This window comes from Cytobacillus sp. IB215316, assembly GCF_033963865.1.
In the GTDB taxonomy this organism is placed as follows: Bacteria; Bacillota; Bacilli; order Bacillales; family SM2101; genus Nanhaiella; species Nanhaiella sioensis.
The window spans coordinates 152,193-174,068 of the sequence record NZ_JAXBMC010000006.1; the positions used below are offsets into that span (position 1 = coordinate 152,193).

Genomic DNA, 21,876 nt, shown 5'->3' on the forward strand with positions numbered 1-21,876 from the left:
ACCTTCCTTAAATAAATTGCCATATTGGCAAAAAATATTTCTTCCACTTATGAATATGTCATATTTTTGTGATAATATCATATTAACTTACCTAAAAAGTAATTGTCTACATCTTTTTACCATTTAGGTAATTATACTTACTTACCGAATTGGTAAATGCTAAAATATAATCATAAATAACTGTAGAGGAGAATATTCGATGAAGGTATTAGGGGAACGGATCAGATCGTTACGGCTAAGTCAGGGATTTTCACAAAAGGAGGTTGCTCATGCGATCGGAGTATCTAATGTCCAGCTCTCCCGTTATGAATCTGGTGATCGCAAGCCTGATGCGGAAACAATCAAGGACCTTGCAGATTTTTTCAATGTATCAACAGATTACTTGTTAGGACGAGCAGACAATCCCGTTTCATTAGCTCTAGTAAAACAAGAAGATCATAAAGAAAGCTTATTTTTCTTTGATCAAAAGAGTATTACAGAGGAGGAAGCCCAAGCATTAAATGATCACTTAAAATACCTGCGAGCAATCGCTAAAAAAGTAAATAAGGACGACTAATCATAGCTTACAAATATTTTAGTCAACTCCATTTAATTCTATTTCCACTACTAAATGATTGCAAATAAGAACATATGTTTGTATAATTTATGTAAGAGGTGAAATTTGTGGAAGTAGTATATGAACCAACACTTTTAGAAACATGGGTTTCAGTTTGGTATAAAAAAATGAACATCCATCAACCATCAGATATCCTTGAAGAAGCCATTTGTCAAATCAATAATATTTATTTTTTCCGAAGGCCCATACCGAGCTATTCTTATGAGAACGGCAAGTTTAAATCCATTACTGTTGATTCAAGAGTACAAGCTTTACAGCAGAGAGAACAATTTTTTCACGAGCTCTGTCATATTCTTCGACATTACGGCTGGCAATTACAAATGATGCCTCCAGCATTTAGAGACTTACAAGAGCGTGATGCCCAACATTTCACTTTATATGCAGCAATTCCATACCATATGATAATGGCATATAATCTCAAAAGCTCAACAATCATCGATACACTTATAGAAGACTTCAAGGTTGGCGAGCAGCTATGTACAGAAAGAGTAAGAAGAATATTTAGAAATTCATCAGTTGTAAAATAACTCCTTTAGGGTAACAGTGTCTGTATATTTACACTTAAGATGTAGACATGTAAACAAAAAAAGACCGAGAAATTTCTCGGCCGATCCCTATATAAAAAACTATGGCTTAAACATCATGCTCAGTGTTAGTTATTAATAGAACAATGTTATCTCCACTACGTATTCTTGTACTTGGCTAAACATGTTGTTTATTAACAGTTATTAAACCGTCCTGTAACTTTTTTACAATTTCGTTTCTACTAATATTACTTAAGCGATCAGCTAACACTTTATCTATTCGAAAATCACCAATCACATGAATTATTGATATTTGAACACATGCTATCTCATTAACTACTAACGATTTATAACAAATTGGGGTATTAACTTCGTCATCAGTTGGGACAGCTTCATTCAACCTAATGTGATCGGTATAGCTTTTATAAGCTTCAAGCTTTTTTTCCACGTATGGTTTTTTTCACACTTATAAATCGCATATCGATAAATATTTTTTCCATTCGCATTATGGCGTCTAATTAATGTATCGTAAAAGAGAACGACTCTACCACAATTTGAACAATAGCGTTGATCTTGTATCACATCTTCCATATGAATTAAATTCAAATAAAAGTGTTTTACGTTCATTTTCTTCACCTCTTCACAAGATAAAGAAACGAACCAACTACTCGGATATATTTTGTAGCATGACCGATTTCTTAATTATTGTATATAAAAAAGTTCCCCCGACAGCGAGAGAACTTAGAATATTGCATACTCACATATTCGTTCCGTTCCTTTGTAATGGGATAAAAAGACAGACTTCTCCTAAGGAAATATATACATATTCCAAAGAAGCACTATCAAATTTGTTGGTCCATTACAAAGTAGATGTTGGCATAAACAGAACCGAATCCTTTCTCCAAGTAGATTTATTTGTATATTAACATACACACTAAAATTACCAATATACTCTTATACTATTAACTGTTATAAAACGTGCGTATCATTATTAAGCCTTTCATGAATCTAATGCAACAATCTTCTTTCCTAGGTTAGAAAAACCATCTGACAATCTAGAAATACTTTGTTGTTGGTTAATGACTAATTCTTTGACATCAGCAATACTATTTGTGTTTTTCTGAGTGATATTTGTGTTAACTTCAACTTTTGAACCTACCTCTTGCATCATCGATTGAACACCCATTATAAATTCTTGCAAATGTATCGTTTTATCATGGAAACTTTCCATGTAAGAATTTACATTTGAAGATATCATTCTTACATGATTCATTCCTTGTCGATTCTTCTTAATGGATTCCTGAGATCCAGTTATCGTGTGCGATGCTTTGTTAATTTTCTCTCGAAAAGCTAAAAGATGTTCACCAATTGATTCAGATGACTCTTTTGAAGACTCAGCGAGCTTTCTTACCTCTTCTGCAACAACAGAAAATCCTTTACCGTGTTCTCCTGCTCTAGCAGCTTCAATCGCTGCGTTTAATGCTAATAAATTCGTTTGTTCCGCTATATCTGATATTGTGCTTAAAGTGTCTTCAATAATTTGTGTTGTGTTTTTTACATCTTCCATTAAATCAACGGTTAGTTCAATGTCACAATTAAATTCTTCAAGATCTTTTTCTAATTCTCCGACTTTGCTCACGCTTTCTGTTGTTGCCTGTTTTGTAGATTCAACATATTCATTCATTTCTACAACGGATTTAGTAATATTTTCTATTTGTACATTTGTTGATTCCATTTCACTATACAATTCCTCTGTAAGGCTTGCTTGTTCACCATAAGCAATTACCATACTTTCAATTGAAGCCATCATTTCCTCAGACCGTTGACCTGCATCGTTTGTTTCAGTATTTAAATTCTCTTGATAATCTTTAACTGAAACAATTGAGGAATGGATATTAGCTAAAATGTGTGTAAGGTTATCTTTAGATTTGATCGCTTCGGCCTTCTGTTCTTCATTTTCTTCCCGTAATTTATTATTAAATCTCGTCTGTACAGCATTTGCAACGAAAACAAATAAAAATGACATTAAAATATATGCTGTATCTTGTTGCGTGATCTCAGCTATAGATTGGTCAAGATTTAATAACACAACTACGAATGTAATAATAAAAACTACAATGTTTATATTTCTTTCTTGATATATTCCCACTATAGTCATTAATACAAATAAGAACATGATATTTACAATATGAGGATCTAAGACAAGTAACATGATCATGAAAGTGCCTGCTAGAATGATATTAAAGTATTTAAATATATTCACATATTTCTTTAATTTAGATCGGTTGGAAATGAAATAAACTGGTCCTAAAACTAAATATATAAACCCTAATAAAGGTAATACTACGTTTAAAGGCACACCTATTAATATGTTAAATATTTGAGTTAACGTAACCATTGCAGCAAAAATAATCATGACTATGTTATTTCTTTCATTCATTAATTTCATATTACTTTCCATGCAAAAAACTACTTCCCTTCTCTGTTGTTTAAACTGAAACTACATCTTTTATTTCGACCATTTCCTTCCACCAATTGAACGTGTTTTTATTTTCATAAACAACTACTGCATCCATTATTGCAGGTATTACATCTGCTCCTTTATAGAAAAATTTATCACTTACTTGTTTAATATCACACTTGTAAACTTTATCAATATATTGATAAACTTTGGGATCACATAAGGCAATAGCATGTGTGTATTTATATCTTTCTGCATATTGAACAGCCAACCTAATTCCATTCATTCCTAACACACCTCGATAATGAGGTAAAACGGCATAACCGTCAATTTCAAAGACTTTCATGTCCTCTTTAATAACGTCATTAAATATTTCACTTGTAAATTCGCTCATATGTGCAGATGGTGAAAATTCAACAGTCCCCCCTGCTTCTCCATTATCAGCTATTAATAAAAATTTATCGGAGTGTTGATTATGTTCCATTTCAAATCCTTTTTCTTGCCAACACGATTGCTTAATGTTGTTAAACAAATCTAATTGAGATGTACTACTTACAACTTTATACATTGCTTCGCCAACTTTCTCCTCATTTATTAATTATCCCTATCCTTACTATATCGCCATTAATTACAAATTTTTAATACTACTTTCTATTTATTTCATAAAATTTAACAACTAGTTATTTTGTAACAACAAATTGAATTTTTTACCAATTTATACTTTTTAAAAATAAGTCATCAATGGTTCTAATTAGGAGATGCTCATAAAAATATGATGTAAGTAATAAGTTGACATATTATACTGTAAGTTCTTACAATTACGGTAATTCATTTAGCAAAATATAGGATGATTAACATTACTTCATCACTGATCACATACCTTCAACTATTGGAAAACCTTTGAAGACCTTCTTCTTTTTGACTGAAGTTCTTTACATTTTATAAACAGGAGGAGAATTTAGATGGGAAAACAATTTAGGGAGTTAACTGAAGAACAAATACACTTCATACAAGATCAACACATCTTTTTCATTGCCACTGCTCCAACGGGTGATGGAAGAATTAATTTGTCACCAAAAGGGTACGACTCCATAAAAGTCATCAATAACCATACTATTTCTTATGTGGATTTTGCAGGCAGTGGCAACGAAACAGCAAATCATTTACTCGATAATTCGAGGATTACATTTATGTGGTGTAGTTTTGAACAAAAGCCCCTCATTTTAAGAGCATATGGATACGGCGAAGTTATAAAAAAATATACTGATGAATATTTTACATGGATGGACAATTATTATGCTCATATCCCACCCGAATCAGCTAGACAAATTTTTGTCGTGAATATAGAATCTGTTCAAACTAGTTGTGGTTTTGCTATTCCCTTAATGGAGTACGTAAACGATAGAGACACATTAAGTGCTTGGACAAAAAATAAGACTTCTCAAGGAAAGTTAGACGAATATATAAAAAAACATGAACCTCGTCTAGATGAAAAATATCCTATACAAAAATAGATGAGCTTTAAAATATACAACTTTAGATTATATGAGGAACGAATGTAAAAAGACATATAGCCTTAATTTTTTTGAAGGGTTGAGAAATATGAGTGTAACAAAAATAATTAACCAATTAATAGAACATAATATTATCCCATCAAAACCAGAATATAAACCATTAACTGGTGGTACTGTTAGTGAACTATACCTAATAAAAAATGTGGATAACTCTCATTATGTTATTAAAATTAATGAAACTAATATTGTGAAGTCAGAGGCTGAATATCTTAATTATTATAAGAATATCAGTTTAATACCTAACCTTATTTTTGTAGAGCCATCGTATAAATACATCGTTTATTCTTATATTCCTGGGACTACAAACTATACACTGAAAAGTAAAAAAGACTTACTTATCACACTTGTGTTAGAGCTAATAAATAATTATCAAACAGTCACTTCAAAGGAAAATTGGGGATGGGCAGATGAACCAGCAGAATCATGGAGAGACTTTCTTAAGAGTGAAATCACTCGTGCGAACACTCACATAGCCCCTTATTTAGGCAGTGCTGAATATGATTTTGTTCTTAATTTAATTCCTGAATCATCTACTTCGACTCACCCGTACTTACTTCACGGTGATTGTGGTATGCACAACTTTATTTTTGACTTGGCAGAATTAAAGGGAGTCATTGATCCAACACCTGTTTTAGGAAGAAGCTACTATGATTTAATTTATGCTTTTTGTTCCTCTCCAGTAGAGTTAACAGTAGAGACGATAGATTCAGCTATGCTGCATTTAACAACTGATGATCGTGGTTGCTTTTCATATAAGGATGTACTTATTGTCTTATACCTCAGGATAGCAGCATGCATCAAACATCATCCAAATGATTTTGATGAATATAAAAGAGCGTGGTATTACTGGAAAGAAATATTAACGAGGAGAAAGCTATAGTACCTATTGAATGAGCCTATTCTTTCATAGCTTCAAAATAGGAAGAAGTGTTTTATTAAGTAAAATCAAAGTCAAACAGCACCATATTCCGGTGCTGTTTGAGCTTAAAGATGTACCTATTCTCTATAGATTTGATGCTATTTTAGCAGCGACAATCGCATTATTTTTTACTAAGGCAATGTTTGCTATCAAGCTTTTTCCATCTGTTAATGCTTTCACTTTGTCTAGTAAAAAAGGTGTTGCGTCTTTTCCTGAAATTCCATTCTCTTCTGCTTCAACGAGCGCTTTGTCAATGATTGATGTAATATACACTTCATCTAATTCATCTTCAGTCGGGATCGGATTAGCAATGACGAGACCACCTTGTAATCCCAGCTCCCACTTCGTCTGAATTAAATTAGCTATTTCCTTCGGTGAATCTATTTGATAATCTACTTCAAATTGACTCGTTCTTGAGTAAAATGCTGGTAATGCTTTTGTGCCATGACCTATAACTGGAACACCGTTTGTTTCTAGATATTCTAACGTTAGTCCTAAATCTAATATTGACTTGGCACCCGCACATACGACTGCTACATTTGTTTGAGCAAGCTCTTGAAGGTCAGCCGATATATCCATCGTCTGCTCTGCTCCACGGTGAACACCACCGATTCCACCTGTGGCAAATACTTTAATGCCTGCTAGATGCGCACAGATCATAGTAGCTGCCACCGTTGTTGCGCCGTGCTTTTTCATTGCAACGATATACGGTAAATCTCTTCTACTTACTTTTTCTATTACCTTACTCGTAGCTAATAGCTCAAGCTCATCATTATTTAATCCAATTTTTATTTTTCCATCTAATATGGCAATTGTAGCAGGTACAGCACCGTTATCTCGAATTAATGCTTCTACTTCTTTTGCTGTTTCTACATTTTGCGGGTAAGGCATACCGTGCGAAATGATTGTTGATTCTAATGCTACAACCGGCTTTTTTTCTTCTATTGCCTTTGTCACTTCCTCTGAATACACTAGTACATCTTGTAAGTTCATTTACTTATCCTCCTCAAAATATTGTTGATATGTTTTCACCAATAACTGCTCATGCAATTGGCTGTTAACCGTTTCTTGCGTTTGCAAAGTAAGCATTGAACAGGTCATTCCGTATTTACATGACTTCCTAAAATTTTCTCCTTTATTCATTGCATATAGAAAGCCAGCTACAAACGCATCCCCTGCGCCAGTAACATCTATCGAATTTTTAGTAGGTGCAGTAATTTCTCCGTAAGCGCTATCATTTGTTTGGTAGATAATTCCTCTTTCGCCACGTGTAATAATGACATTCTCTACACCTAGCTGCTGAATTTTTTCACACATAACACGATTATTTCTACACTCTCCAACTAATGTCATCGCTTCTTGTTGATTACAGATAAGCCAAGTAACTCCACTAAGGACATTAGGAAGCTTTTTCATCTTTGGAGCAGAAACAGGAGCAACGCAAAGCTTAATGTTATCTCGGCGGCATCGTTCAATGATTTTTCGTATTAAATGACTAGGTAAATTAGTGTCTAGTAAGACAATCGATGAGGAGGTGATGTGACTCCAACGTTTTTCAATAAAACTATCATTGATTGAATCATATATTGCCATGTCAGCAAGGGCAATAACCATTTCACCTTCTTGATCTAATACAGCTGTATATGTTCCTGTGTTCATCTTTGGAAGCTTCATAACTTGACTTGTATCAACGTATAAGTTTGTTGATCCAATCAGCCATTCACCTTCTTGATCATCACCGACGACCGATACAAGTGAGACAGCACTGCCAATTCGCCCGATATTTTCTGCAATGTTTCTTGCTACACCACCACTAGATTGTGTAACGGAAACTGGATTAGACGAGCCGTACTGTATGCTCTCTTGTGATTGTGCTTTACGATCTACATTCGCTCCACCTATACATGTTATTCGAGACGCTTCTGGTAAAGCATACGCTCTTCCAAGAATTTTTCCTTGTTTTGTCAATGATGAAATATAGCCTGCTATTGCTGACCTAGACAACTTCATCGTTTCTGCTAGCTCATTTTGCGACATATAAGGGTTTTTACTTATCAAATGTAAAATATATTTTTCTTTTTCATTCATGAAAATACACCCCACATTCCAAAATAACAACATTTGTCTTAACAATAGACTTTTGTTGATTATTTGTCAATGAATCTCATAAACACTAACTTCTTGTAAGAATATGTATGATAAAATAAAATTAATTTAATAGGCTGTTTTCGCATCAATCGTTGTTTTACATACTATGAAATAAACAAAGTTGACGTCTAGAATTCATGGTATCTTTTCTTTTGCAATACGATTACAACCGTATAAGATGACTTATTGCAGTTCTATTAGGGTCAATAGCAACAAAGTTTACGAAAAGAGCCTATCAATAAGAGTATAGTAGTTCAATTAAATTTGATCACCTACGAACTAGGTTGAGACTCTATCCCACCTAATTCGTAGATTCTCTGTGGGATAAAACTAAAATAGACTAAGGTAAATTAGGAGAGCAATTGTATGGCTAAAAAAATTCTATACATAGAAGATGATTTAGAAATCGGCACTTGGGTATCAGCATGCTTGAAAGAGTGTGGATATGACATCACTTGGGTGAAATCAGGGGATGAGGCAATAAATTACGAAGAACAAATTGATCTTGTTATTTCAGATGTTATGCTACCTGGGCTCGATGGATTTACTGTCGGACAGCGTTTAAAAATGAAGTTTCCTGATACGCCAATTATGATGTTGTCAGCAAGAACTGCTGTAGAAGATAAGCTCCAAGGATTATCTTTTGCAGATGATTATGTGACAAAGCCTTTTCATATTGATGAGTTGCATGCTAGAGTCGAAGTATTACTTCGTAGATTTGGAAAAGCTTCACAGCAAATGGTTAAGCTTCATCACCTTGATGTATTTATTAATGAGTCACGTATTATCAATACTTGTAATAATGATGAAATCATTTTGACAGGAAAACAGCATAAAATATTCTTTTATTTATTGGACAATCTAAATCAAATTTTAACAAAGGAACAAATCTTTGAAGCGGTTTGGGGCGAGCAATATATAGAAGGAGATAAGACGTTAATGGTACATATCCGCTATATTCGAGAAAAGATTGAACAGAACCCAAGTGAGCCAGTGGTTATAGAAACAATCCGTGGAATTGGATATAGGATAAAGCAATGAAATTTCGTCATTCACTTCAAGCTAAATACATCATTATTATTTGTTTGGCAATCATGCTCGTACCTTTCGCTTTTCCTTTAACGATCATTCTCATTAATTTACCTTTTACAAGTACACTTGATAATGATGAGACCATTTATACAAACAGTATAAATCTTGAAAATATGTGGCATGAAGAAGCAGCTAAACTTGCTGGTGCTTCCGATGAAACAATTGACACCCGCTTACACGAGTTAAGCAAACTCTACCCCGATGCTACGATGTTTTGGGTTGATGGAACAGGAAAAACCAGGCTGACAATACCTATTGATGTGGATATTCAAAATCAATGGTCAGCCTCAAATAGTATAGCATTTATTAAGCAAACGTATGATAAAGACCCGTTTACGATCATTGCATTTATCGGTGAATCCACTACAGAAGGATTTATCGTATTTCAAATTCAAAGAGACCTCATGTTAACTGAGTGGGAAAAGAACAGAGATCAATTTGAATACATTATTTATCTTGCAGTAATCATTTTAATGATCGGTTTTATTGTTGTATCATGGCTTTTTTTCAGAAGTATTCGCAAACGACTTATCTCACTACAACAGGTGATGACGCATCAAACAGCAGATGGTATCCCTGAACCAATACTCATTCAAAAAAAAGATGAAATTGCTCAACTAGAAGAAGCATTCAATCAAATGATTTACCAACTGAAACAAAGTCGAGAAAAAGAAAAAGAAGAAGAACAATTGCGAAAACAATTAATTGCAAACCTATCTCACGATTTACGGACACCACTTACTACAATTAGAGGTCATACACATTCATTGAATAAAGAAGAGCTCAGTACAGAAGGTGAACAATCTATTACGATCATTAATGATAAAATAGATTACCTTAGTCAATTAATTGATAATCTCCTCTCATTCACGCTCATTTCGTCTAATAAATACCCATACAATCCAGAGAAGATTGATATATTACGTATCGTTCGTTCTTCGGTCGCTTCATGGTATCCGATCTTTGAAAAAGAAGATTTTGTAATCGAAGTAAATTTACCTGAGCAGCAAGTACAATGGGTTGGTGATAAACAATGGTTTACACGCATACTTGATAATTTACTACAAAATGTATACCGCCATGCACAAGCAGGTAAGTATGTAGGAATTAGCATCATAAATCAACAAGGAAAAGACATGCTCATCATTAAAGACAAGGGTCCCGGTATGAAAGCTCAATCTCAGCATAAAGGTGCAAAAGTTGGACTGTCTATCGTCCATTTAATGCTACAAAAAATGGAAATCTCTGTGTCACAAGTAAGCGATGAACACGGTACAATATTTTATCTTTCACAAAATGACTATATTAAGGATCACAGAACATTGTAGGGTGGACACATAGTTCCACCCTTTCTTTTTTATTGTTACTACACTAGAAGATAAAGATGTCATTTCACATAAAAGTCATCGTTCTATAAAGAAAAGGTGCTACGAAATCTAGTTGTATTTTTCAGTACGGAAAATAACAATCTATGTGAAAACAGCTTAATTTTATGAAAAGCTATATAAGGCTAAATTGAATAGCCAGAGTTTAAAACAAGATAAGGTGTATATATCAATCAGTACCAAGTTATCTGTCTAGAAAATGGTTTTGCACCATATTTACAATGTCTTAGTTAATCATATTCATCATTGCTCCCTTACAATGCTCAAATTCATTTCTGCTATAATAATCTACACTTTGGTCACTTGGCCAAACAATAATAAACTCATATTTTTGTTCTTTTGCCCACTTATTAATCGTTGATAATAGTTTACTTCCTATACCTGTTCCTCTATAGCCTGGAACAGTGTATACATTGGTCATAAATGCAAATGGATAAGTTACTCTCCCTGGTCTAGGTACTTTTTGTACAAGCTCTGTATATATATGTGAAACGATTTTCCCTTCAATTTCTACAACCCAAATAAACCACTCATCACTTGCTAATGACTCTATTAAAAAGGACTCACACTCTGTGTGATACTTACTATATTCACTATCTTGTATTTTTCCACATTCATCATCTTCTAATGTAAAATCCCATCTCATCTTAATTAATTGTTCAATATCTGTTGTTTCTGCAAGTCTAATATTCATATCGTTTTCATTCCTTTCACATACAGTTCATACTGCTTTGTTTAACTAAATGTTATTGTTAAATTCTTTTTTATTTGCTAAATTTATACAGTGGCTAACGAAGTTATACAGTTCAACCTAGAATAAATTATACCAATAATCATGTATGACTACCTATCTAAGCAGTCTGCATAACATTGTTTAGTTATCTATTTTTAGTTATCTATCTACCGGCATAACTAGATCATTATTTTTCGTAAGGAGGACATATCTATGCATGACTTAAAGGGCAAGATTGCTATTATAACAGGAGCAAGTAGACTTAAAGGAATAGGCGCAGCAATTTGTAGAGAATTAGCCGAAACAGGATGCCATATATTTTTCACTTATTGGACAGATTACGATAAAAGCATGCCTTGGAGCATGGAATTAGATGAACCAATGAAACTAAAAGAAGAGCTACAACAAAAAGGTATTGATGTGTCTTGTATGGAATTGGACCTATCAAATCCTGATGCCCCCGAGCTACTCTTAAATCGAGTCGTTGAGCGACTTGGGTATCCCAATATGTTAATTAATAATGCTACATACTCTACGAATAACACGTTTGCTAATTTAACCACAAAAGAACTAGATCAACATTATAAGATCAATATTCGCGCGACAACTTTATTGAGTATTCAGTTTGCACAAAGGTTTAATAAACAATTTGGTGGAAGAATTGTCAACTTGACTTCAGGGCAATTTCAAGGGCCTATGCCTGGTGAATTGGCTTATGCAACGACGAAAGGTGGAGTTGACGCACTGACGATTACTCTCTCAGCAGAACTCGCCCCCTTAGGAATAACAGTAAACGCTGTTAATCCAGGGCCTACGGATACTGGATGGATGACAGAAAATATTAGGAATGACCTAAAACCATCATTTCCTTTCGGAAGAATAGGTGAACCTACAGATGTTGCCAAGACGATAAAATTTCTCGTAAGCGAAGAAGCTGCATGGATTACAGGTCAAATCATCCATTCAGAGGGTGGATTTAGAAGATAATCTCATTAAAGCTCTTTTCGTAAACTTTGTTGCTATTTTCACATGAACAGTATGATGAGTATGATAAGGCTTCATAGGTTTTTAAAGTAGAAAGGATGCAACAAACGTAGGTATAGACATGCATATACCTAAGTACAAAAACAAAAATCTATGCGAAAGCAGCCATTAGAAGAGATAAATATGATTTTACTCAACACCTACTATTATAAAGCAGACAAGATACGATAAGCTCTAGTTGTATCTGTGTCTATTTTCGAGAATAGCAACAACCCTATTAAATTAGCATTCCCTCTCCGTCTATAACTGACAGGATCGATGTTATTATCTTGCTATTCGTTATAACAATCTTTTAGTTCCAATTATTACTTATGCACTTTTGAATCTCTTTCATGCTTTTTATTATTAGCACCTGTATTAGTCTTATATCAACGCAAGTGGACATAAATTGCTATTCTACACAACTTATGTCCACTTTCATTTTAATATCGCTATTTTTCACATTAGCCTTTATATATAATTGTGTAACTGATTTCCACTAAATATTACATTTTTTCATACACCGTCACAATGACTCCATCTATATTGTTACCTGAAATGTCGTATTGCTTATCAATAGGTACTTGAATTTCACTCGTTTGAGGAACAGGATAATATGAAACTGTATATTGATCACCATTCACATTTGCAAAGATGTTCTTTTCTTCTTTTAAATAATCTATATATTCTTCTAATGCTAGATTTTTTTCTTCCATTATAGCACTGTGAGGCAAACCAACATAACGGATATGCCATGGTTCATATTGAATTCCTGTTATGTCTATTTTATCCTTTGGATAGCGTACGATAAAGCCATACTTCCATGCATTTTGCTCTAACCACTTTCCTTCAGGTGCTTCACTCATCTTCATTTGAGTAGAGCCCACATCAAGGGATAGCCCTAGATTATGCTCGCTGGAACCTGCAGGTAGTGCAAAATCAGAGCCCAGTTCTTCATACAAGCTATTTTGTTCATCGAATCCCCGATAGCCACTACTAATAATAAAATGACTAACTCCTTCTTTGTTAGCTGCAGCTATCATGTCGGAAAAATTGTTTGCAACTGCTGTTGATAAATATATTTCAGTATTCATCAGCCCATATCCATCTGTTAGTTCTTTGTGTGTGTATAAATTGACAATATCTAATTTCACACTCTCTTGAAGAACAGGATATTCATTGTTTACCAATAATAAATTCCCTTCAAAAATTTGTTTTTTGGCAATTTCAATTTTCTTCATTTTTATCGCTTTTTCTTCATCTTTCTTTACATCTACAACAATATTTTGTTCTTTTACTTTATCTTCGTAATATGGTGCTGCTGCTATATTAACTGCAATACCGAAGCACAATGCTATAAAAAAGAAAAACCCCAGCTTTTTCATTTTCAGTACCCCCTTGATCTAACTTACATATATCATAGGAGAAACTATTTAAAAGAAGAGTAGGATAAATTTTAAATTTTTCTTAAACATTTATGCTTATTCTTCACACCTCATCTGTTGATATATCTACCCGTGGCAAGCGTACTTCGAATAGCGTTCGTTCCAAGCTACTTTCAACACTAATCGTTCCATTATGTTGCTCCACAATATTCTTTGCAATGAATAAGCCTAGACCGGTGCTACCTTTTTTATGCGTTCGAGCTTTATCACCCGTATAAAACATATCAAAGAGATACGGTAGCTCATCTTCAGGAATATAATCTCCATAGTTTACAATCTGAATTACGACTTCTCCTCTATCAACGAATCCGTTAATATCTACATACTTCCCATCATATCCATATCGATTTGCATTAGTTAGAAGGTTTTCAAACACACGTGCTAACAACTCACCATCACCTATAATAAGTAAATTGGGTGAAATATCTAATCTAGCAGCTAAATAATTTTTCTCAAAGACGGGATACATTTCTTCGTTTAATTGTATCAATAATTCACTTAGGTTAACCTGTGTGTTATCAATTGTTAACATACCATAGTTCATTTGTGTAATTTCGAATAATTCATCAATGAGTTTCTCTAATCGCTGAGATTTAGTAAAAGCAATCGTTAAAAAATGCTCCCTCTGCTCATCAGTTAAATGTTTGTCATTAATGATCAGGTCTAAATAACCTAATATAGAAGTCAGCGGTGTACGCAAATCATGAGCTAAATTTACGACTAATTGATCCTTACTGCTTTCAGTTAAATCCCCTCTCTCTGTCGCTTCTTTTAATTTATTACTTGCCAAATTAATATCCTGTGCGATTACCCTAAACTCATCGTTTGAATAAATTTCTACACGATGTGCAAAATCACCTCGGGCAAGATAATGAATCCCTTTCGAAATCTCATTTAAATGATTCTCATAAGGTTTAGTAAATAAAAAGAAAAAGAATATTGAAAGTGGAATAAATATTACTAGAAAAAAAGTAATTTCACCAATTTCTGTTATAAATGAATACAACGGAAGAAGTAAGTCATTCCCAAGATTAACCATTGTCCGATAAAGTGCCTGAAATAACTTAAAGAACAAAAAAGATATGAGAGTAGATACAAGCATACTAAAGTAAAATAATACAATCATTTTCAAACGAAAACTTTGTAAGATTTTAACCATTGAATGCATACCCTACTCCCCACACCGTTTTAATAAACTTATTCTTTCTATTATCTTCTGCGAGCTTCTTACGTAACGTACGTATATGAACCATAACTGTGTTTCCACCTTCAAAATAGGCTTCTTTCCATACATGCTGAAAGATGTTCTCTACATTAAATACTTTTTTGGGATTCCTTGCTAGTAAAAGTAATATCTCATATTCTTTTGGTGTTAAATCGATGTCTTCACCATATAGTGTAACTTCCCGTTGTTCTGGAGAAATAATTAAGCCACCGAACTCTAGAATAGGGATATCTTCTTTTTTTGTAGATTTGTTTAATTTAGTAAAACGGCGAAGCTGTGCGTTTACCCGAGCAACCAATTCAATAGGAGTAAATGGTTTCGTCATATAATCATCTGCCCCAATCACTAACCCATGTACTTTATCGAAATCAGAGTTTTTGGCACTCAAAAAAATGATTGGTATATTATAATCTTCACTACGAATTTGGCGGGCAACTTCATATCCGTCTATTTTCGGCATCATAATATCTAAAATGAGTAAGTCCACTGGTTGTTTGTGAATAACTTTGATAGCCTCTTCCCCATCAGTAGCTTTCATAACTTTATAACCTTCTTTTTCCAAATGGATTGAGATTAGATCAGCGATTTCTTGCTCATCTTCAGCTATTAAAATTGATATATGTTCCATTCTTTCATCTCCTGTAATAGATGGTATTATCAAAACTTTCACCCAAAGTAAGTCATTCATATAAGAGGTTTTATAAAAAAACTTGTCCTCTTTTAATCCTATAGATGATCAAGGGTACCGCACACCCAACAACCTAGAAAAAAAATGACAAGTTGTACATTTAAGATTATTATTGAATTTTTATAGATAATTATCCAGTTCGCAAATACTTTTCAAACACGCGAAGATTAAAAGCATGATTTAAAAACACAAATAGAATAATTGTCCGATAGTATTCTCTCTGTTTGGATAAATAAATTTAGTATCATATTCTCATTTAGAACGGGTAATACGTGTCCAGTATCTCATCTTTTTCCTCATCAACCAACTCTTCTAAATTCTGAGTTTTTGGATTGAGCTTAAAGACATAAACATATTCATATTGAATATTTTCTTCAAGTAGATCAATATTCACAGAGTTATCAAAAATATAATTTGTAGTAATATAATATTCATCATTATTTATATTCATTTTTTGTAATAAATGCTTAAGTCCACTGTGAGTATTAACATTACGTTTTAGCTCATTCACTTCAAAAAATGATGCTTCACCCTCTACATTTAGATTCTCAGCGTTCACGACGTAGTTCCACTGTGTTTTTGAAAATGGGTTACCACTGACGGGTTCGAGAGTAACCTCTGCATAAGGGTATTCTTTTAATAATTCTTCTTGTATTTGAATCTTTGAAAATCCTTTTAAACTAGCAAAGGATATGAATAAGGATATCCCAATTATAAGTAGGGTGACTTGGTATTTCTTATTTGTTTTGTTATGAAATAAAAATACTAATAACACCAACAAAATAAAAGGATAAACAATAAAACCGTCATTTCCTGTGAATATATTTAACCCAATATCAGCTGATTCATTAATAGGATAAAACAAACTTAAGCCATTATCGAGAAAATCCATTAGCAAGTGTCCAATAACTAATGATGACAACATTGTTATCCATAGTAAACCTAGCGTTAGTTCAGAACGAAAGAAGCGTCTTGCAATAATAGCCAACCCTAAGCTTAAGCTAGGAGCTACCAAAATAGAATGACCTAACATGTATAGGTTATTTGCATAGTTTACTTCAGTAGGAATGATAGAAAAGAAGATTGATGTTAGTAATGTTAAATCTGGTGTAAGTCCAGCTATAAATCCAAATAATAGTAGAGTCATCATTTTTCTTCTTGACAGTTCTTTCTTTCGGCATATTAAATAGGCTATGAATGATCCTATTGCCCCATGATAACCGATTTCGCTTATCAATAAGAATACATCTGTCACATTCATTAAAGTTGAAATATTCATTTCTTTAACTCCCTTCAATCCTTTAAAACTGCTTACCTTTCGCCTTTTTCCATTTGTATAATGTAATTGAAAAAAGCATATAGAAATTATTGTCTAGTCGGAAATGGAGTCAACAACCTCATTTTGATATACTAAATCATTCTCGCTTGAAAAACCTTCTAATATAGCATACTCATCTATTTGTTCAGTCGTATAAAAAAATTTATAGCCTTTATAATCGAAATATTGTATGTCGCTATTTATACCATTAACTGCTATGTTGTCTATTTGTGCATTCGTAATCATACCGATAAATAGTTGACGTTCACGTTCACTTCGAATATCTTCTTCAGTTGCATCTATTATGGTTGCAGGCTGTTTTAACACCCAGTACATTTCTCCTTCTAAGTCATTTTTATTTGCAATGAGCCCACTTGTTAACAGCTCTTCATCTTTTAGTGTATAGAAATAAACATTTCCTGTAGTATCAGTGACAATGTTTAAGCTAATATCATCATTTATTTCAATAGTCTTAAGAGAATCTTTAATCATAGGATATGGATGGTACATCCCTTCTTCAAATATTGCAAGATTATTTACTGGTGGACGTATTAATATTGCAGAAATTAACATAAATATTGCTGCGATTATTGAAAGCTTCATAGTTGGAGATAATGAAGTTGAAACTTTATTACTCATATATCTCTTCCCCCTCTTAAATATCATTTTTAGGTATAGGCTGTTTTCGCAGTGATTGTTGTTTTTCGTATTAAGAAGTAAACATCCACACAACTAGCGTTCGTGGCATCTTTTGTTCTGTACAATGATAGCTAACAACATAAAACCACTTTTTTAAGTTACTAATTTGATAGCAAGAGCAACAAAGTTTACGAAAAGAGCCTTAGTATATTTTAAAGTAGATACCTTTTACTTTTTAATCCTGTTACAGCATGGGTACAACGTATACTACACTTTAATTTTCTTTTTCACGTTTTTTTATTGTAACCAGCAATTCTTAAATTTTGTTTTATATAAATATAAAGAATTTCTTAAGTTTTATAGGCGATTATTTATGTCAACTGATACTCTGTTTACATTAAGCATATTCTTTTTCCTTCCTCGTCTATAAGAGTATGATAAGAACAAACTACTAAAAGGGCTGACTTAAATATGAAAAGGATTGTACTCGTTGGTGGAGGTCATAGCCATCTCCACTGTGTGAAAAAACTAAAGGCAAATAAACAACCCGATATTGAATGGGTTCTAGTTTCTAGCTCTAGATATCAATATTATTCAGGTATGTTTTCAGGTTTTGTAGAAGGATTATATGAAGAGTCAGACATAAGAATTGATTTATTACAATTATCGAAATGGGTGGGTATTCAATTTATAGAATTAACAATAAGCTCTATTGATCCTATTAACAATACTCTTTACTCAGCAAGTGGGCAAACGATCTCTTTTGATTATGTTTCCTTTGATATTGGCTCCTTAAATATTGATCCCAACATACCAAATTTAGCTAACAATAGCATTGCAGTTAAACCGAATCATCTTTTCCCGAAACATATAAATGATCTACGCTGTAGTAAGCACCCAGTTATTGTCGGAGGTGGAGCATCTGGGATTGAAATGGCTCTGTCATTGTTAGCATGGAAAAAAAAGCATACCCCTAATGACAGTGAAGTCACGTTAGTTCATTCATCTCCTCTACTTCATTCTACAGGGATAAGGTCATCAAAAATCATAACGCAATTGGCACATAAATCCGGATTAAATGTAGTTAGTAAAGAAACTGTAGCCACAGTAACAAAGGAAAATTTAATTACACAAAAAGGAATTAGAATCAATTACTCTCACTTAATATATTTAGGGGGACCTCAAGCTTCTCCATTATTTAGAAATTCATCCTTACCGACAGATTCACACGGCTTCATGCTCATAAAAAGTACATTACAGAACATTAGATATCCTCATATATTTGGAGCAGGTGACTGTATTTCTATCGAATCAGACCTAAATATACCTAAAAATGGTGTAACCGCTGTTAGACAGGGTCCAGTATTATGGAAAAATCTTAACCGAATAGTACAGAAGAAAGATTTACTTGAATATCAACCTCAAAAAAATTATTTAGCACTAATATCTATTGGCAATCATCATGCACTGTTAATTTATGGTACGTTTGCTACCTCAGGGAAGTGGACATGGCATGCAAAGAATTGGATTGACCGCCGTTTCATGAATCAATTTCAAACTTAATTTCTGTATGATTTTTTTCCAGAACCAAGGTGTAGAAAACCAAGTCCAGTTTGTACAACTGACGACTTCCCCCTCGATTTGTACAGTTTAAACAAAATTTAAACTAACAGTTCCTCTCGTTTTAACCTACGATGTGTAGGATGAAAGACGAGGTGATCATAATGAGTGAATATATTATTCAAACGACAAATTTAACGAAACGATTCAAAGGAAGAATCGCAGTTGATCGTGTAAATTTAGAAATAAAATCTGGAGAGATTTATGGGTTTTTAGGTCCAAATGGTGCAGGAAAAACAACTACCATCCGAATGCTCTTAGGATTGATGAAGCCATCTTCAGGGGCAATTTTTATATTCGGACGACAACTAAAACAAGATAAGCTTTCAATCCTTAGAAAGACCGGTTCTCTCGTTGAATCTCCATCTTACTATGGCCATTTAACTGGCTATGAAAATTTGGAAGCTGTGCGAAAAATTCTTGACGTACCTAAAAAGAGAATTAACGAAGTCCTTTCAATTGTACGTTTAACAAAGGATGCAAAAAGGGCTGTGAAAGGCTACTCTCTTGGAATGAAGCAACGATTAGGGATTGCTACTGCATTATTAGGAAATCCCGAATTACTTATTTTGGATGAACCTACTAACGGTCTTGATCCGTCTGGTATTTTAGAAATTCGCGAGTTAATCAAAAATATGCCGAAAGAACATGGTATCACCGTTCTCGTATCTAGCCACCTACTTAGTGAAATTGACCAAATGGCAACACAAGTTGGTGTCATTTCAAAAGGATCAATGATTTTTCAAAATTCCATTGAAACATTAAGACAACGAGCAAAAAGTAAAGTGCACGTTGCAGTTAGTGACGCTAATATAGCTTACCGCACGATGCTAGCAAATGGATATACAGTTGAACAAAATGAGTCAGCACTATTATTTGACAACATAACAGATTTTCAAGTTGCACATATCATTAAAACGCTCGTACATGAAAATGTGTCCATTTATCGTGTAGAGGAAATAAAAAAATCATTAGAAGATATCTTCCTCGAACTCGTTGGGGAGGCTGGTAGCCTATGATCGCAAAAGTATTATCTTCAGACCTGTTAAAAGTACGCAAAAAAATGATATGGTTTCTCATCTTTTTAGGTCCGTTTGGTGTTATAGCCTTACAAGCGGTAAACTTTGGGGTGCGCTATGACTATCTTACAAATTATTATGCCGCTGATTTATGGGGAGGGCTCCTAGAAAATATCCAACAATTAGCTACGCCTACACTAGTGCTCGGAATTGCTATTATTACGTCTATGATAGCTAATATAGAGCATCAAGTGAATTCATGGAAGCAGCTTTTAGCTTTACCTGTTTCAAGAATTACCGTTTTTTCTTCAAAGTTATATTTATCAGCCATGCTCTTATTCCTGTCTTGTTTACTATTAGGCATCGGCTCAATCATTCTTGGTTTCATATTTAAATTTGGAGTTAGCATACCTTATATACAACTCTTAAAAGTATCCTTTTATCCATTTTTCGCAGCACTACCAATCTTAACTTTACAGATTTGGTTGTCAATTGTATTCAAAAATCAAGCAATCCCTTTAACTATCGGCATTTTAGGTGGCGTACTATCAATGTATTCTATCATGCTACCAGACTGGATTTTTTGGAAATGGCCCATGCTTATTAATGATTGGAGTAAGGTAGAATACACTGTTTTAGCAGGTATATTAGTAGGTATGATTATTTTTATGCTTAGTCTTATTGATTTTGGGCGAAGGGACGTGAATTAAGTGAAAGCATTTAATAATATTCTACGCTCAGAATGGTTAAAGCTTAGAAAATCACCGATTTGGTTACTTATTTTTGTAAGTCCTGCACTTGCCTTTATTACAGGCTTATTAGCACCGTTAGAAATTCCAGGCGCAGACTGGTTATATACACTTAGTGTGATGACGATCGTTCATGCATTGTTATTTCTACCGTTATTAACTGGCATATTTGCAGCGTTCGTTTGTCGTTATGAGCATGTTGGTGGTAGTTGGAAGCAACTGTTAGCCTTGCCCGTTTCTCGGACTAACGTATATATGTCAAAGCTTCTATTAGTAATGATTATACTGCTCGTTACACAGCTGTTATTTTTAATAGCAATACTCGCTGTCGGTCAAATAAGAGGTTTTGATCAAGCGATTCCTTGGGGTATATTGTTGCGTGGGGTACTTGGTGGTTGGATCGCAACATTCCCCTTAGCTGCTTTACAAATATTTGTATCTATTGCATGGGCCAGCTTTGCTGCTCCATTGGCAATCAATGTTATTTTTACAATACCAAATATTTTAATCATTCAATCAAAATACGGACCTTATTACCCTTGGGCACAACCTATTTTGGCAATGTTACCGAGCGGTGATACTACATTTGGTGTATTAAACTTCTCCTTAATAACGTTGTTATTCGTTATATTAGGTAGCTTTCTAGCCTTTTTCGTTAGCGGTTTAACATATTTCAATAAAAAAGCGATCTAAGAGGT

The 21,876-nt window shown here is 33.7% G+C and carries 23 protein-coding genes; 11 read left to right on the forward strand and 12 right to left on the reverse strand.

Annotation, left to right across the window (positions count from 1 at the left end):
• Nucleotides 1-199: 199 nt before the first annotated feature.
• Nucleotides 200-556 (forward strand): helix-turn-helix domain-containing protein, encoded by a 357-nt coding sequence (locus tag SLH48_RS12180; protein ID WP_214480677.1) that lies wholly within the window; start codon nt 200-202, stop codon nt 554-556.
• 107 nt (nt 557-663) lie between these two features.
• The gene (locus tag SLH48_RS12185; RefSeq protein ID WP_320258382.1) at nt 664-1,143 is read left to right on the forward strand and encodes an ImmA/IrrE family metallo-endopeptidase; all 480 of its coding nucleotides are present in this window, start codon (nt 664-666) and stop codon (nt 1,141-1,143) included.
• A 175-nt stretch (nt 1,144-1,318) separates the two neighbouring features.
• Here SLH48_RS12185 and SLH48_RS12190 read toward each other — a convergent pair whose 3' ends face one another.
• The 4 genes from SLH48_RS12190 to SLH48_RS12205 all read right to left on the reverse strand — a co-directional run bounded on the left by SLH48_RS12190 (nt 1,319) and on the right by SLH48_RS12205 (nt 4,169).
• A complete protein-coding gene (locus tag SLH48_RS12190; RefSeq protein ID WP_320258383.1) occupies nt 1,319-1,588 on the reverse strand; it encodes a hypothetical protein in 270 nt (89 codons plus the stop codon).
• Nucleotides 1,537-1,767, reverse strand: coding sequence for a hypothetical protein (locus SLH48_RS12195; protein WP_320258384.1), 231 nt, complete (start codon nt 1,765-1,767; stop codon nt 1,537-1,539). Before SLH48_RS12195 ends, SLH48_RS12190 begins: the two co-directional genes overlap by 52 nt.
• Nucleotides 1,768-2,140: 373 nt before the next feature.
• Nucleotides 2,141-3,601: a methyl-accepting chemotaxis protein gene (locus SLH48_RS12200; protein ID WP_320258385.1), complete on the reverse strand. Its 1,461-nt coding sequence runs from the start codon at nt 3,599-3,601 to the stop codon at nt 2,141-2,143.
• 28 nt (nt 3,602-3,629) lie between these two features.
• Nucleotides 3,630-4,169 (reverse strand): GNAT family N-acetyltransferase, encoded by a 540-nt coding sequence (locus SLH48_RS12205; RefSeq protein ID WP_320258386.1) that lies wholly within the window; start codon nt 4,167-4,169, stop codon nt 3,630-3,632.
• A 394-nt stretch (nt 4,170-4,563) separates the two neighbouring features.
• Between SLH48_RS12205 and SLH48_RS12210 the strand changes: the two genes are divergently transcribed.
• The gene (locus tag SLH48_RS12210; protein ID WP_320258387.1) at nt 4,564-5,115 is read left to right on the forward strand and encodes a pyridoxamine 5'-phosphate oxidase family protein; all 552 of its coding nucleotides are present in this window, start codon (nt 4,564-4,566) and stop codon (nt 5,113-5,115) included.
• Nucleotides 5,116-5,203: 88 nt separating this feature from the next.
• Entirely contained in the window at nt 5,204-6,055 is an 852-nt protein-coding gene (locus SLH48_RS12215) for a phosphotransferase (RefSeq protein ID WP_320258388.1), read from the forward strand.
• Between the two features lie 123 nt (nt 6,056-6,178).
• On the opposite strand, the gene SLH48_RS12220 is transcribed toward SLH48_RS12215, so the two are convergent.
• Both SLH48_RS12220 and SLH48_RS12225 read right to left on the reverse strand, forming a co-directional pair.
• A complete protein-coding gene (locus SLH48_RS12220) occupies nt 6,179-7,087 on the reverse strand; it encodes a pseudouridine-5'-phosphate glycosidase (protein WP_320258389.1) in 909 nt (302 codons plus the stop codon).
• A complete protein-coding gene (locus tag SLH48_RS12225) occupies nt 7,088-8,182 on the reverse strand; it encodes a carbohydrate kinase (RefSeq protein ID WP_320258390.1) in 1,095 nt (364 codons plus the stop codon).
• Between the two features lie 426 nt (nt 8,183-8,608).
• On the opposite strand from SLH48_RS12225, the gene SLH48_RS12230 reads away from it, so the two are divergent.
• Together SLH48_RS12230 and SLH48_RS12235 are read left to right on the forward strand one after the other, a co-directional pair.
• Nucleotides 8,609-9,283: a response regulator transcription factor gene (locus SLH48_RS12230; RefSeq protein ID WP_214480686.1), complete on the forward strand. Its 675-nt coding sequence runs from the start codon at nt 8,609-8,611 to the stop codon at nt 9,281-9,283.
• On the forward strand, nt 9,280-10,662 hold the full coding sequence (locus SLH48_RS12235; RefSeq protein WP_320258391.1) for a HAMP domain-containing sensor histidine kinase: 1,383 nt from the start codon (nt 9,280-9,282) through the stop codon (nt 10,660-10,662). Before SLH48_RS12230 ends, SLH48_RS12235 begins: the two co-directional genes overlap by 4 nt.
• Before the next feature lie 283 nt (nt 10,663-10,945).
• Here the strand turns inward: SLH48_RS12235 and SLH48_RS12240 are convergent, their stop codons facing one another.
• Nucleotides 10,946-11,413 carry a GNAT family N-acetyltransferase gene (locus SLH48_RS12240; protein ID WP_320258392.1) on the reverse strand — a complete coding sequence of 156 codons (468 nt, stop codon included), beginning with the start codon at nt 11,411-11,413 and terminating at the stop codon, nt 10,946-10,948.
• A 252-nt stretch (nt 11,414-11,665) separates the two neighbouring features.
• Between SLH48_RS12240 and SLH48_RS12245 the strand changes: the two genes are divergently transcribed.
• On the forward strand, nt 11,666-12,439 hold the full coding sequence (locus SLH48_RS12245; RefSeq protein WP_320258393.1) for an SDR family oxidoreductase: 774 nt from the start codon (nt 11,666-11,668) through the stop codon (nt 12,437-12,439).
• Nucleotides 12,440-12,981: 542 nt separating this feature from the next.
• Here the strand turns inward: SLH48_RS12245 and vanY are convergent.
• From vanY to SLH48_RS12270, 5 genes are all read right to left on the reverse strand, one after another.
• Entirely contained in the window at nt 12,982-13,860 is an 879-nt protein-coding gene (gene vanY, locus SLH48_RS12250) for a VanY-A/VanY-F/VanY-M family D-Ala-D-Ala carboxypeptidase (RefSeq protein ID WP_320258394.1), read from the reverse strand.
• A 103-nt stretch (nt 13,861-13,963) separates the two neighbouring features.
• Complete coding sequence (locus SLH48_RS12255) at nt 13,964-15,079, reverse strand: HAMP domain-containing sensor histidine kinase (protein ID WP_320258458.1); 1,116 nt, start codon at nt 15,077-15,079, stop codon at nt 13,964-13,966.
• Complete coding sequence (locus SLH48_RS12260) at nt 15,072-15,773, reverse strand: response regulator transcription factor (RefSeq protein WP_320258395.1); 702 nt, start codon at nt 15,771-15,773, stop codon at nt 15,072-15,074. The genes SLH48_RS12255 and SLH48_RS12260 overlap by 8 nt, the downstream gene beginning before the upstream one ends.
• Nucleotides 15,774-16,089: 316 nt before the next feature.
• Nucleotides 16,090-17,112, reverse strand: coding sequence for a metal-dependent hydrolase (locus SLH48_RS12265; protein ID WP_320258396.1), 1,023 nt, complete (start codon nt 17,110-17,112; stop codon nt 16,090-16,092).
• 93 nt (nt 17,113-17,205) lie between these two features.
• Complete coding sequence (locus SLH48_RS12270) at nt 17,206-17,790, reverse strand: hypothetical protein (RefSeq protein WP_320258397.1); 585 nt, start codon at nt 17,788-17,790, stop codon at nt 17,206-17,208.
• Nucleotides 17,791-18,261: 471 nt separating this feature from the next.
• Here SLH48_RS12270 and SLH48_RS12275 point away from each other — a divergent pair, with 471 nt between their 5' ends.
• The 4 genes from SLH48_RS12275 to SLH48_RS12290 all read left to right on the forward strand — a co-directional run bounded on the left by SLH48_RS12275 (nt 18,262) and on the right by SLH48_RS12290 (nt 21,871).
• Nucleotides 18,262-19,353, forward strand: coding sequence for an NAD(P)/FAD-dependent oxidoreductase (locus SLH48_RS12275; protein WP_320258398.1), 1,092 nt, complete (start codon nt 18,262-18,264; stop codon nt 19,351-19,353).
• Between the two features lie 161 nt (nt 19,354-19,514).
• Nucleotides 19,515-20,429 (forward strand): ATP-binding cassette domain-containing protein, encoded by a 915-nt coding sequence (locus SLH48_RS12280; protein ID WP_320258399.1) that lies wholly within the window; start codon nt 19,515-19,517, stop codon nt 20,427-20,429.
• Complete coding sequence (locus tag SLH48_RS12285) at nt 20,426-21,139, forward strand: ABC transporter permease (protein ID WP_320258400.1); 714 nt, start codon at nt 20,426-20,428, stop codon at nt 21,137-21,139. Before SLH48_RS12280 ends, SLH48_RS12285 begins: the two co-directional genes overlap by 4 nt.
• The gene (locus tag SLH48_RS12290; RefSeq protein ID WP_320258401.1) at nt 21,140-21,871 is read left to right on the forward strand and encodes an ABC transporter permease; all 732 of its coding nucleotides are present in this window, start codon (nt 21,140-21,142) and stop codon (nt 21,869-21,871) included.
• Nucleotides 21,872-21,876 lie beyond the last annotated feature (5 nt).